We start from the raw sequence: 12,616 nt of genomic DNA, 5'->3' as shown, positions 1-12,616 counted from the left end.
TGAATGCTCCTAAGTGAAGGGATGGAATCTCAGACGTCCCGCCGTCGCAGTTGCCACGCGGCCAGCCCGAGCACGATCGCGGTGTAAAGACAGAACAACCCGAACCCAACCCACGGAGCGAGCGTGTCCGGGTCCCGGTAGACGTTGCTGACGGCCGCTCCGGCCGGGGTCGGCAGATAGCGGTACACGGCGTCCGACATCGACTCCGGCACCAGCCCGAGAACGAGTTGCGGGGCGAACAGGAGGCCGAACAACGCCGACATCGCGGCGGCGGTGTTGCGCAGCAGCGCGCCCAGGCCAAGGCCGAGCAGGCCCACCGCGGTGAGGAACAGCGCGCTGCCGAGCACCGCCCGCAACACTCCCGGCTCACCGAGGCCGATGTCGAGGCTTTCGGCGGCCAGGATCGACTGGCCGGCGAGGAACGCCACCAGCACCGCGGGCGCGGCCAGCAGGAGAGTGCTGAGGCCGAACGTGACTGCCTTGCCCCACAACATCGTCAGGCGGTCCGGTACCGCCGCCAGGCTCACCCTGATCGATCCGGTGGCATACTCACCGGTGATCAGCAGCACGCCCAACGTGCCGATCGCAAGCTGTGCCAGTTGCACACCGGCGAGACTGACCGCCGTCGAGTCGAAGACGGACGGGTCCGCCGGCGGGCGGGCGACGCGCAGGCCTGCATACGCCAGCCCGACGCCGACCACGAGCGCGACGGCGGCCGCCAGACACCAGATCGTCGACAGCAGCGAACGCAGCTTGGTCCACTCCGACGCGATGACGCGGAGGCGGGTGACACGCTGCTCGTGGGTGTACGCAGGAAGGTGGATGTTCGTCACGACGGCGCTCCCACGGTGGCCGCGCGGTATTCGACCGCGTCGCCGGTCAGGTCGATGAAGGCCTCCTCCAGCGAGGACTGTTGTGCGGTGAGCTCAAGTAGCGTGATCCCCGCCGCGCCGGCCGTCCTCCCGATCTGGTCGGTGGTCAATCCGGATACGGTCAGCGCCTCACCCTGGTCGACCGTGACCTCGACGTCCGGTCCGGCCAGGCGGTCGATGAGCGCCTGAGGCTCGGTGGTGCGCACCCGGACGACGCTGCGACTGCGCGCCCGCACGAAATCCGCCATGCCGATGTCCGCGATCAGGCGGCCCTTGCCGACGATGACGAGGTGCTGAGCGGTGAGCGCCATCTCGTTCATCAGGTGCGACGAGAGGAAGACCGTGCGGCCCTCGGCGGCGAGGCTCTGCAATAGCGCGCGCACCCAGCGGATGCCCTCGGTGTCGAGGCCATTGAGAGGCTCGTCGAGGATGATCGTGCGCGGATCGCCGAGCAACGCCGTGGCGATGCCGAGCCGTTGCCCCATCCCGAGGGAGAACCTGCCTGCCCGCCGCCGCGCCGCGTCGGACAGGCCCACCGCCTCGAGAACGTCGTCGACCCGCGAGCGCCGGATGCCGTTGGTGCGTGCCAGAGCCAGGAGATGGTGGAACGCGGTGCGGCCGGGATGGACCGATCGTGCTTCCAGCAGAGCGCCGACTTCGTGCAGCGGTGCCCGATGTGCCCGATAGGGCCGGCCGTTCACCAGCACCGAACCGCTCGTGGGCGTGTCCAGGCCGAGGATCAGCCGCATGGTGGTGGACTTGCCGGCGCCGTTCGGGCCGAGGAAGCCGGTCACCACGCCGGGGCGGACAGTGAAACTGAGCTCGTCGACGGCGAGCTTGGGGCCGTACCGTTTCGTCAGGTTGTGTGCCTCGATCATTGCTCTTGCTCCTCATGTGGTCCGTCCGGCGTTGACGCTGCCAGCGCGGGAGGGAGCTGTAACTGGGGTTGTCAGCCCCGTCGCCTTGGGGTTTTCCCCACCCCGGGCATGGGGCCTGCCCGATGGCCGACGCGCGCCGGCATCCCTACCGTGAACGCATGACCTGCAGCGCAAACGACGTCGCGACGCACCCACGGCTCTCCCGGCCGGTGGTCGTGCTGCGATCGCTGGCTTCGCGGGAAGCGTGGCGCGCTACCTTTCACGTGGCGACCGGGACGCTTCTCGGCGCCGCGACGGGCGCTGTGATCTCGCTCCTGCTCGTGGTGTGGTGGGCGTCGGTCGCCAGCCTTGTCGCGGGTCCGACCGGCCACTGGCTGCTACCCGTGCTGTACGTAGCCGTCGCCCTCACGAGCCCCCTGGCGCTGCTGGCGTGTGTGCGGTTCCTCAGCGCAATCCAGCGGGAGCGGTTCCGGGCCGTGCTCGGCCTCGACATCGCCGCGCCGGTGCTGGACGCGGGCACGGGCTGGCTCCGCATGCTCCGGGCCTGGACCGTCGCGCCCACCTGGCGTCAGCTCGCTTACCACCTCCTCGCTCCACCGCTCGGCGGCTTGGGCGGGGTCGTTGTCGCGTTCTGTTGGTCTGCACCGGTGCTCGCGGTCCTGTCCAGTGACCATTTGTCGCCGAAAGACGCAGTGCTGTGGTTCGGTGGCGCCACGGCTCTGCTGTTGGCAGCGCCGTGGGTCGCGCGTGGTGTCGCCGCGGCCGACATCGCAGCGGCTCGCCGCCTGCTGGGACCCGGCCGCGCCGAGAGGCTCGCCGAGCGGGTCGAGTTGTTGGCGCGCAGCCGGGCCGACCTCGTGGACGCCGCCGATGCCGAACGACGCCGTATCGAGCGCGATCTGCACGACGGTGTGCAGCAGCGCCTCGTCTCGCTGGCGATGAACCTCGGCATGGCCCGCGCCACGCTGTCCGACCGGTCGCCGGACGTGCAGGAGGTCGTTGCCGCTGCCCACGAGGAGGCCGTAGCCGCACTGGCCGAGCTGCGAGACTTCGTCCGCGGCCTGCATCCGGCCGTGCTCAACGACCGGGGACTCGATGCGGCGCTGTCCGGCATCGTCGCGCGGACGCCTCTGCCGGTGAAGCTTCGGGTCGACGTGGCCCAGCGCTGCTCGCCGAGCATCGAAGCGATCGCCTACTTCGCGGTGTCCGAAGCGCTGACCAACGTCGTCAAGCACGCGAACGCCAGCAGGGCCGAAGTCGTGGCGGAACGCCTCGGTGACCGGTTGATCATCACGGTGACCGACGACGGGCACGGCGGCGCATCGGTGGACGGCACCGGACAGGGCGCGAGCTTCGGCCCGGGCTCGGGGTTCGGCCCGGGCGCAGGACTGGGATTCACCTCGGGCTCGGGTCCTGGCTCGGGTTCGGGCGCCGACTACAGCTCGGGCGCGGGTGCCGGCGCGGGTTCGGGCTTGGTCGCTGGCTCGGGATCTGACGCTGGCGCTGGCTTGGGCGCTGGCTCCGGCCAGGGATGGGACGCCGGCTACGGTTCCGACTTGGGCTCGGGCGTCGGCTTGGGCTCGCGCACCGGCACCGGGCTGCGCGGTCTGGCGCAGCGGGCGGCGGCCGTCGACGGCAGTCTGACGGTGGTGAGTCCGCGGGGAGGTCCGACGACCGTTACCGTGTCTATCCCATGCGAGTAGTGCTAGCCGAAGACTCCGTTCTGCTGCGGGCGGGTCTCACCAAGCTGCTCACCGACGGTGGCTTCGAGGTCGTCGCCGCGGTGCCCGACGCCGATCAACTGCTGGCCGCCGTCGATGCGCACCGGCCCGACGTCGTGGTGATCGACGTGCGGATGCCGCCGACCTTCACCGATGAGGGGATCCGGGCCGCGCTCGTCATCCGGCGGCAGCATCCGAAGATCGCGGTGTGTGTGCTCTCGCAGTACGTGGAGGAGCGGTACGCCACCGATCTGCTCTCGGTCGACACCAGCGGTATGGGATATCTGCTGAAGGACCGGGTCGCGCACGTGTCGGACTTTCTGGACGCGCTGCGCCGGGTGGCCGCGGGCGGCACGGCGTTGGATCCCGAGGTCATCTCCCAGCTGCTGGTGCGGCACGACGATCCGATGCGGCGGCTGACGCCGCGGGAGCAGGACGTGCTCAAGCTGATGGCGGAGGGCCGCTCCAACGGCGGCATCACGGAAGCGTTGAAGGTCAGCCACAGCGCGGTGGAGAAGTACGTGAGCAACATCTTCGCCAAGCTCGATCTGCCGCCGACCGACGCGGACCACCGCCGGGTCCTGGCTGTCCTCAAGTACCTCGGCACTTGAGATCGACTGCGATGGGGAGGGGGCAAGGTCATTAGTTGACTGGCGCGAATGAGGGGGCGAAGTACTGCCCGAACGCGTTTTGCGTAGATCCGGCATTCGACTGCGGACCTGAGGGTCCGGCGGATCGACAGCTGGGCGGTTGGTGTTGCCGGTCCGTCAGCATGACGTTGGTCGGGTCGGAGCGTCGCGCGTCAGTCCGGGATCGCCATGGGCAGATGCGGGCGCCGCTCGCTGTCGCCGTGCCCCCGCGGATTGCGTTGCCGCTCGTGTGCCCGCGGGCAGCGGTATTTATCTGACGGCTCTTGCCCGACGATCACCGGTACGGGGGCGTCGCCACGGGCGAGTACATGCGCGCATGCTGGTCCATGAGCGTTGCCGAGTCCGGTACGAGACAACACCTTCGCGTACTGGACATAATCGGCGTATCCCCACGATGATGCCCCAGTGACGCGGAAGCGGAGGCGGGCAGCTGCGGCGATCCTCCTCGGGTTGGCCTGGATCGTCTACGGCCGCGACGGTATCGAACTGGTCAGCTGGCTGGCCGGAGTCGGGGCCTTGCTTCTGGCAGCGGAGACGGCCGACGGGGACGCTGTCGGCATGGCGGGCGGGGACGCTGTCGGCATGGCGGGCGGGGACGCTGTCGGCATGGCGGGCGGGGACGCTGTCGGCATGGCGGGCGGGGACGCTGTCGGCATGGCGGGCGGCGGCACTGTCGGCATGGCGAGTGGCGGCACCGCCTCCACGGCGAGCGGCGACACCGCCCGCACGATCGATCGGATCGGGCCGGGAGACCAGACGATTCAGAAAGCTAAGGAGGCCGCCGTCGGGCTTCTCAGCCTCGTGTCGCTCGTCGCCATGATCACCTGGATCGTCACGTACGACGGGCCGCGCGGGACACAGGAAGTGACGTGCGCCGTGGGCATCTGCACGGTCAGATAGTTCCGCCTTTCCCTGCACCGTGCCGCACCCTCGAAGACGGCCGGACCCCTGTGGCAAGCCCTGGGCCGGTCCTCGTATCCCTGTCCCCCCTGACCCCGTGGTCCCGGCATCCCGTCACGTGCGAGAACCCGGTCGATACGGTGGCGTTGATGGAGCTGCTGTGGAAAATGCGGGGCCAGGTCGCCAGCGGCGCGCTGATGGAGCGGCTGTGGAGAATGCGGGGCCCGGTCGCCCTCGGCGCGCTGATGTGCCTGTGCCTCGCCGTAGTCCCGCCGGCGGACGGCCGTCCGCTGTGGACGACCGGGCTCAGCGTAGCCGCGATCGTCGCCGGGCTGTGGCTGAGCCGTGGCGGACCTCGTCGCGCTACTGGAGCATCCCGCTGGTCTCGCGGCGGCCGGTTCCGTCCGCTCGCCGCGGTGCTGACCGTTCTGGCCTTCAGCGTGCTGGACCGGCGCTTGTTCGTCGCCGTGCTGTTCCTCGCCTACCACGCCGGCCGGCGCCGGCCGGTGTCCGCCGGGACGCTCGGCGGGTTCGCCGCGGTAGGGGCCCTCGGCGGCATCGTCCAGTCACTGCAGGGCTCGGATCTCTACACCGTGCTGGTCTGGCTCGGCGGCGCGATCGTCTTCGGGCTGTTCCCCGTACTCGTCGGGTCGTTTCGCCGGTTGCAGGCCGAGCTGGTGCTCTCCGGCTGGGAACGGGCCGCCCAGCTCGAACGCGAGCAGCGCATCGTGGCGGAGCAGGCCCGCCTGCGGGAGCGGGCGCGCATCGCCCGGGAGATGCACGACTCCCTCGGGCACGAGCTGAGCCTGGTCGCCCTGCGCGCGGGGGCGCTGGAGCTCGCCGAGGGGCTCGGGTCCCGGCACCGCGCGGCGGCGTCCGAGCTGCGGGCCGGGGTGGCGACCGCCGCGGAGCGGCTCGGGGAGATCGTCGGGTTGTTGCGTGACGAGGCGGACGAGGTGCCCCTGCGGCCGGTCGGCGAACACATCGAGGAGCTCGTCGCCCGCGCCCTGGCGTCCGGCGTCCCGGTGACTCTGGACGCCGGTGGTGACTACGACGACGTGGCACCGATGCAATACCGCGCTGCCTACCGGGTGGTGCAGGAGTCGCTCACCAATGCGACCAAGCACGCCCCCGGCGGCCCGGTGCACGTCAGCCTCGACCGGGTGGCGGACGACATCGTGGTGTCCGTACGCAACGGGGCGTCCCCGCACCGTGCCGGCGTGCCACTGCGGAGCCGCCCCGAACATCCGCCGCGGCGAGGACATCGTCCGGTGGGCGGGCGCGGGCTTGCCGGGTTGCGGGAGCGCGTCGAACTCGCCCACGGGGTGCTGCACGCCGGGCCGTGTGGCGACGGCTTCGAGGTGGAGGCGCGGATCCCGGCACATCCAGATCCCGGCCGCGCACCGGCTGCCGGGCCGGAGCCACACGCTGTAGCCGGCGGGTACGCGGCCGGTTTCCGCAGGGCCGACCACAATGCCCGGCGCGGGCTCCTGCTCGCCGTCGCCGTGCCCTCGGCGCTCGTCGTGGCGCTGACCGGCACCTTGATGCTGGTGTACGCGCACGACAGCGTGACCTCGCGTCTCGCCCCGGCCGACTTCCACGCCCTGCCGCTCGGTGCCGGCCGCGACGAGCTCGCCGACCGGCTCCCCGGCCGGCAGGTGCCGGAACGTCGCGACGCCGCCGGCCCGGTCCCGTTGCCCGGCGCCACCTGCGAGTACTACCGGTCCGCCGCGGGATTTCTGCCGGCTCCGTTCGACGTCTACCGGCTGTGTTTCCGCGACGGCCGGCTCGTCGCCAAGGACGTGCTGCCGTCGCCGGGCGGATGAGGCCCGGCGGACCCTCGAGTGCCCGATCGACGAGCGCCACCCACCCGAGTGGCGGCGCCAGGGCGACCAAGGCGACGACGACCGGTGGTGGCTCGCCCGCGCCGTCGACGCGGCGGTAACCCGCCCGCGCCGCCGGCCCGCACCCCTGAGGCGAGAATCGATGTGAAGAAGGCGAGAAGCCATGCGAGGAAGGCGGGAATGTGATCCGGGTGCTGCTGGCCGACGACGAGACGATGATCCGGGCCGGGGTGCGGGCCATCCTGGCCGGCGAACCGTCCATCGAGGTCGTCGCGGAGGCGTCCGACGGGCACGAGGCCGTGGAGCGGGCCCGGTTGCACCGTCCCGACGTGGCGCTGCTCGACATCCGGATGCCTCGGCTCGACGGCCTCCAGGCCGCCGCGGAGATCCGTCGTGCGGTCCCGGGAAGCGCCGTCGTGATGCTGACGACGTTCTCCGAGGACGAGTACATCGCCCGTGCGCTTGCGCAGGGGGCCGCCGGGTTCGTGCTGAAGACCGGCGATCCCCGGGAGCTGATCGCAGGGGTGCAGGCGGTGGCGCAGGGCGGCGCCTACCTGTCGCCCAAGGTCGCCCGCCGGGTCATCACCCACTTCAACGGCGGTACGACCAGCGGGCACCTGCTGCGGGGCGCGGCGGCGCGCACCCGGCTCTCGCCGCTCACCGACCGTGAGCGCGAGGTGCTGCGCCTGGTCGGGCGGGGTCTGTCCAATGCGGAGATCGCGACGCGCCTGCAGCTGGTCGAGGGGACCGTGAAGACCCACGTCAGCACGATCCTGGGCCGGCTCGGGGTCCGCAACCGGGTGCAGGCCGCACTGCTGGCGTATCAGGCGGGACTTGCCGGCCCGGAGGACTGAGAACGGCCGGCGGTCAGGATCCTGCCCGGCAGCGGCCTCTCCCGCATCCTTGCGACCAGGCCGGTGGACGGGCGGACGAGCGCCGGGGCCAGGACCAGGACGGTGCCCGCGCCCAGCAGGAACCCGGCCGCGACGTCGTGCGGGTAATGCACGCCCACGAACACGCGGGAGAACGCGGCCGCCGCGCCGACCGCCAGGGCCGGCAGGCCGATGCGCCAGGAGGTGAGGAGGAGCGCGGTGGCGAGGGCGCCGGCGATCGTGGAGTGGTTGCTGGGGAAGGACCAGTCGCCGGGTGGCGGGCACTCGCCGGCGACGATCACCACGTGGGCGAAGGTGCGGCAGGGACGTTCCGCGTCGAGGTAGGTCTTGGCCCATTCGCTGAGGCCGTACGAGACCACGACGCCGGCGCCACCGGCCAGGGTGAGCGCCATGGCGCGGTCCGTTCCGCGGCGGGCGTGCCACCACACCAGCGCGAGCAGCGCGGCGAGCAGGACGACGCCCAGCTCGGTGAAGTGCGCCATGACGATCCGCACCGGCCGCGGCGTGCCCGCGGCGAACTCCACGACGGCGAGGTACCAGCGCCCGAAGACGTCGGGCACGTTCGTGATGGTGTCGGTCCGGTTCATCGTCATACCTACGCTCTCTGCACACCGTGCCCGGGTTCGGGGGAGTGCATCGACCGTAGGTCGCCTTCACCCGGTCGCCATCCGGCGTCGGTCAGGGCGAGGCCCTTACTTTCGTCAGGCCGTCGCGGGCCCTACCGCGGCCCCCCGGTCGCGGGTGAAGTCCGGCTGGGCTTCGGGCCTGCCGAAGTAGAAGCCCTGTGCCAGCCGGTACCCGAGGCGTTCCAGCTCGGCCGCCTGCTCCGCGGTCTCCACCCCCTCGGCCACCGCGGTCAGTCCCAGACCGTCGGCGACCTGGATGAGGGCCGTGGCGATGACCGCGTGCCGGCCCGCCATGGTGATGGTGTCGACGAAGCTCTTGTCGACCTTCAGCACGTCGACCGGCACGGTCTGGAGCAGTCCCAGCGACGAGTGCCCGGTGCCGAAGTCGTCGAGCGCGATGCGGACGCCGAGGTCGTGCAGCCGGTGCAGGGTGTCGACGGCCTGGCCGCCCTCGAACACCGCGGTCTCGGTGACCTCGATCGTCAGGCTGGTGGCGCTCAGCCCGCTGTCCTTCAGCGCCGACGCCACCAGGGCGGCGAAGCCGCGGTGGGCGAGCTGGCGGGCGGAGGCGTTGACGCTGATCCGTTCCGGTGCGAGGTCGCCCAGCTCGGCGCGCCAGCGGGAGGCCTGCTGGCAGGCTTCGCGCAGGATCCAGGCGCCGAGTTCCATGATGAGGCCGTTGCGTTCCGCGACCGGGATGAACTCGGCGGGGCTGATGAACCCCCGCTCGGGGTGGTCCCAGCGGACCAGGGTCTCCACGGCCTTGATGTGGCCGTGGGGGAGTTCGACGATGGGCTGGTAGACGAGCCGGAACTGCCCGGCGTCCAGGGCCGTGCGCAGCTCCGCGCCGAGCCGGGCCTCCTCGCCCGCGAGCTGGTCGAGCTCGGCGGTGTACCAGCGGCAGGACTCGCCGCTGGTCTTGGCCGCGTACATGGCGATGTCGGCGCGGCGGAAGAGCTCCATGGCGGTGGTGGCGTCGGTGGCCTCGGCCATGCCGATGCTTCCGTTGATCAGCAGCTCGTGCCCGCCGACGTGGAAGGCGTCGTGCAGGGCCGCGGTGATGGTCTCGACCAGGGTGGCCGCGGACTCCGGGGTCGCGTCGCCGATCAGGATGGCGAACTCGTCGCTGCCCATGCGGGCCACCAGGGCCCGGGGGTCCACGCCGGCGCTCAGCCGCCGGCCGACGGAGACCAGGAGCTGGTCGCCGACGGCGTGCCCGAGCTGGTCGTTGACGGACTTGAAGCCGGTCAGGCCGACCAGCGCCACGACGGGCCGGTCGCCGCGGCGCAGCGCCCTGCCCAGGTCGCGTTCGAAACGGCGGCGGTTCGCCAGGCCGGTCAGGTCGTCGCGCATGGCCATGTCGGCGAGTTGCCGGGCCTGGCGTTGCACCTGGCCGACGAAGCCGGACATGCGCAGCAGCACCAGCAGGAACAGCACGATCGCGCCGATGCCGATCGCGCTGCGGTCGCGGATGTTGCCGCCGATGCGGGGTACGAGCAGCAGCACGGGTCCGAGCAGCGAGCTGGTGCCGAGCAGCAGGATGCGTCCCGCGGTCATCCGGGACTCGGCGCGGGCGACGGCGGCCGGGGGACACATCGACGGATGCAGGGCGGCGGCACCCCAGGTCACGTACGACAGCAGGAACATCGCGTCGAGGTAGGTGCCGTCGGAGTCGGTGTACAGGTCGAGCAGCGAGTAGCCGGTGTCGCCGATGAGCAGCAGCACCACGCCGACGGCCAGCAGGCGCATGGTGGGCGTCCAGGACGCCACGCCGAAGGCCAGCCGGGCGAGCAGGGCCAGCAGCAGCACGTCGGCGGCCGGATAGGCGACGCTGACCAGGCGCTCCAGCATCGGTGCGGTGGAGTCGGCGGCGAGCGGCTCCATCATGACGACCCAGAACACCAGGCCGAGACCGGTCGCGAGGATGGTGGCGTCGACCAGGCCGGCGACGTCGCGCCCGCCGTTGCCGTTGCGGTGGGCCACCCGCTGCAACGCGACGAAGATCATCGGGTACCCGAGGAGGTAGAGCGCGTCGGCCTCCGACGGGTACGGCGCCTCGACCTCGGTGTACTGGTAGTACTCGAAGATGATGTCGGCGACGAACCAGATCGCCTCGGCGGCGGCGAACCAGTACCACATCGCCGGGTGCGGCGGCCGGTGCAGCCGTACGGCCAGCACGATGAAGAGCGCGGAGGCCAGGCCGATCGCCTGGTAGACGACGTTGCGGCCCATGCCGCCCTCCGGCAGCAGGTAGTAGCTGCCGGTGGCCAGCGTCCCCACCGTCAGCCACAGCCACCAGAGCCTGCTATGCCGCACGCCCCGACATCGGCGCCGCAGCGCGATACTTGAGATATCCGCCGTGACCATGCCGAAGGTCACGGCCCTGGCCTCAGTAGCGGAACTGGCCGACGAGTTGGTGCAGGTCGGTTGACATGCGCGCGAGCTCGTCGGCCGCCTGGCGGGCCTCGTCGACCTCGCTGCGGGTACGGCCGGTGAGCCCGGCGACCGCGTCGGCGGCGGCGGCGATCTCGCTGCTGCCCCGGGCCGCCTCGGTGATGCCACGGCTCATCTCGGCGCCGGTGACGCTCTGCTCCTCGACCGCGGCCGCGATCGTCACCTGCTGGCTGTTGATCTCGCCGACCACGGTGCCGATCCGTTCGATGCCCTCGACCGCGGCGCCGGTGTCGGTCTGGATGGCGCTGACCTGGGCGACGATGTCGGCGGTGGCGCGGGCGGTCTCCTGCGCCAGCTCCTTGACCTCGCCGGCGACGACCGCGAAGCCCTTGCCGGCCTCGCCGGCCCGGGCCGACTCGATGGTGGCGTTGAGGGCGAGCAGGTTGGTCTGCTCGGCGATGCTGGTGATCAGCTCCACCACGGTGCCGATGCGCGCGGAGGACTCGCCGAGGCGGCGCATGGTGGTGTCGGTGGCGGCGACGATGCCGACCGCCTGGGCCGCCGCGTCGGCGGCGGCGCTGGCGCTGCGGGCGATCTCCGCGATGGCGGCGCCCATCTCCTCGGCGCCGGCGGCGACCGCCTGCACGCTGCCGGCGACCGCGTCGGCGGCGGTGGAGGCGGTGCCCGCCTGGCCGGCGGCGTCGGCGGCGTCGGCGGCCAGCCGGTCACTGGTGGCGCTGAGCCGGGTGGAGGCGTCGGCGAGCGCGGTGGCGCTGTCGCCGAGCGCGCGTACGGTGCGGTGCAGCGCCTCCCCGGTCTCGTCGACCGACCGGCCGAGCTGGCCCGTCTCGTCGTGCGTGTCGAGGTCGGTACGCGCGGTCAGGTCGCCCTGCCCGATCCGCTCCAGCACCCGGATGCACCGGCGCAGCGGCTTCACCACCGACCGCGTCACCAGGCGGCTCAGCAGCAGCGCGGCCAGGACGGCGAGGGCACCGGCGACGCCGATCACGATGTTGACCAGCCGGGTGACCGCCCGCACCTGCCTGGTGATCTCCTCGGCGCGGGCGGTGACCGAGGCGATGATCTTCTCGGTCGACTCCAGCAGGGCGGACCAGGACTCGCTGAGCTCGGCGTACAGCATGTCCCAGGCCTTCGCGCGCCCGGCGGCGGTGTCCTTGGCCAGCTCGGCGACCATCTGGTCGTCCTGTGCGAAGTATGCGGTGAACAGCTCGCCCAGGCGGGCCGCCTCGGCGCGTTCGGCCGCGGTGAGCTGGTCCTCGGGAAGCTCGTCGAGCAGCTTCAGCACCTGCGCCTTGCTGGCGAGCAGGCCGTAGCGGCTCGTGTCGGGGTTGTCGCCGTCCAGGTATTCGACGCCCCACTGGACGACCTCGCCCCAGACGTACCCCTGCCAGCCGTTGATGTCGTTGTCCAGGAACCGAAGCTCGGTGACCTGCTTGACCAGGGCGTTGAGGCGCACCATGTCGGCCTGCAGCGACGACTGCCGGCGCGCGCCCCACAGCCCGGCCCCGGCGACCCCGGCCATCAGCAGGCACACGGCCAGGAACGCCACGCCCAGCCGGGATCCGACGGACATGTTCCTCAGGCGCCGACGCATGTGCCGCCTCTTTCCTCAGACGATTTTCGGGCCTCGGTTACATCGGTCTGACCCTTAGCAAACTGAGTGCCCGCGACGCCGACGGTTTGCCGGGATTACGACGATTAGGCCGGATACCCGGCTTAACATTCGGTGAACTACGTATTTTCCTGCTCCTGGCCGCCGATGCAGACCTTGCCGGGCGATCGGATCCGGCCGGAGACGAAAGCGGGGCAGCGGTGCT

General features: G+C 71.5%; 10 protein-coding genes. 5 read left to right on the top strand and 5 right to left on the bottom strand.

The window, feature by feature from the left end:
- Window positions 1-29 precede the first annotated feature (29 nt).
- Both IEY99_RS09585 and IEY99_RS09580 read right to left on the bottom strand, forming a co-directional pair.
- Window positions 30-833, bottom strand: a complete 804-nt coding sequence (locus IEY99_RS09585; RefSeq protein ID WP_189201519.1) for an ABC transporter permease subunit — start codon at window positions 831-833, stop codon at window positions 30-32.
- Window positions 830-1,750: an ABC transporter ATP-binding protein gene (locus IEY99_RS09580; RefSeq protein WP_189201517.1), complete on the bottom strand. Its 921-nt coding sequence runs from the start codon at window positions 1,748-1,750 to the stop codon at window positions 830-832. Before IEY99_RS09580 ends, IEY99_RS09585 begins: the two co-directional genes overlap by 4 nt.
- Window positions 1,751-1,908: 158 nt before the next feature.
- On the opposite strand from IEY99_RS09580, the gene IEY99_RS09575 reads away from it, so the two are divergent.
- The 5 genes from IEY99_RS09575 (at window position 1,909) to IEY99_RS09555 (ending at window position 7,719) form a co-directional block, all read left to right on the top strand.
- The gene (locus tag IEY99_RS09575) at window positions 1,909-3,453 is read left to right on the top strand and encodes a sensor histidine kinase (RefSeq protein ID WP_229798406.1); all 1,545 of its coding nucleotides are present in this window, start codon (window positions 1,909-1,911) and stop codon (window positions 3,451-3,453) included.
- Window positions 3,444-4,082 (top strand): response regulator, encoded by a 639-nt coding sequence (locus IEY99_RS09570; RefSeq protein ID WP_189201513.1) that lies wholly within the window; start codon window positions 3,444-3,446, stop codon window positions 4,080-4,082. The genes IEY99_RS09575 and IEY99_RS09570 overlap by 10 nt, the downstream gene beginning before the upstream one ends.
- A 489-nt stretch (window positions 4,083-4,571) precedes the next feature.
- A complete protein-coding gene (locus IEY99_RS09565; RefSeq protein WP_189201511.1) occupies window positions 4,572-5,021 on the top strand; it encodes a hypothetical protein in 450 nt (149 codons plus the stop codon).
- A 149-nt stretch (window positions 5,022-5,170) separates the two neighbouring features.
- On the top strand, window positions 5,171-6,847 hold the full coding sequence (locus IEY99_RS09560; protein WP_189201509.1) for a sensor histidine kinase: 1,677 nt from the start codon (window positions 5,171-5,173) through the stop codon (window positions 6,845-6,847).
- Window positions 6,848-7,047: 200 nt separating this feature from the next.
- The gene (locus IEY99_RS09555; protein WP_189201507.1) at window positions 7,048-7,719 is read left to right on the top strand and encodes a response regulator transcription factor; all 672 of its coding nucleotides are present in this window, start codon (window positions 7,048-7,050) and stop codon (window positions 7,717-7,719) included.
- On the opposite strand, the gene IEY99_RS09550 is transcribed toward IEY99_RS09555, so the two are convergent.
- The 3 genes from IEY99_RS09550 to IEY99_RS09540 all read right to left on the bottom strand — a co-directional run bounded on the left by IEY99_RS09550 (window position 7,689) and on the right by IEY99_RS09540 (window position 12,372).
- On the bottom strand, window positions 7,689-8,351 hold the full coding sequence (locus tag IEY99_RS09550) for a phosphatase PAP2 family protein (RefSeq protein WP_189201505.1): 663 nt from the start codon (window positions 8,349-8,351) through the stop codon (window positions 7,689-7,691). The genes IEY99_RS09555 and IEY99_RS09550 overlap by 31 nt on opposite strands.
- 108 nt (window positions 8,352-8,459) lie before the next feature.
- Window positions 8,460-10,700 carry a putative bifunctional diguanylate cyclase/phosphodiesterase gene (locus IEY99_RS09545; RefSeq protein ID WP_229798404.1) on the bottom strand — a complete coding sequence of 747 codons (2,241 nt, stop codon included), beginning with the start codon at window positions 10,698-10,700 and terminating at the stop codon, window positions 8,460-8,462.
- Window positions 10,701-10,773: 73 nt separating this feature from the next.
- Window positions 10,774-12,372 carry a methyl-accepting chemotaxis protein gene (locus tag IEY99_RS09540; protein WP_189201503.1) on the bottom strand — a complete coding sequence of 533 codons (1,599 nt, stop codon included), beginning with the start codon at window positions 12,370-12,372 and terminating at the stop codon, window positions 10,774-10,776.
- Window positions 12,373-12,616: the final 244 nt, after the last annotated feature.

The organism is Couchioplanes azureus (assembly GCF_014648355.1).
Classification (GTDB): domain Bacteria; phylum Actinomycetota; class Actinomycetes; order Mycobacteriales; family Micromonosporaceae; genus Actinoplanes; species Actinoplanes azureus.
This window is presented reverse-complemented; position numbering and strand designations above follow the sequence as displayed.

Bases quoted from the DNA above. Each gene is read 5' to 3' on its own strand.
- IEY99_RS09580 (WP_189201517.1), bottom strand. From the start codon at position 1,750: ATGATCGAGGCACACAACCTGACGAAACGGTACGGCCCCAAGCTCGCC.
- IEY99_RS09575 (WP_229798406.1), top strand. From the start codon at position 1,909: ATGACCTGCAGCGCAAACGACGTCGCGACGCACCCACGGCTCTCCCGG.
- IEY99_RS09570 (WP_189201513.1), top strand. From the start codon at position 3,444: ATGCGAGTAGTGCTAGCCGAAGACTCCGTTCTGCTGCGGGCGGGTCTC.
- IEY99_RS09560 (WP_189201509.1), top strand. From the start codon at position 5,171: ATGGAGCTGCTGTGGAAAATGCGGGGCCAGGTCGCCAGCGGCGCGCTG.
- IEY99_RS09550 (WP_189201505.1), bottom strand. From the start codon at position 8,351: ATGACGATGAACCGGACCGACACCATCACGAACGTGCCCGACGTCTTC.
- IEY99_RS09540 (WP_189201503.1), bottom strand. From the start codon at position 12,372: ATGTCCGTCGGATCCCGGCTGGGCGTGGCGTTCCTGGCCGTGTGCCTG.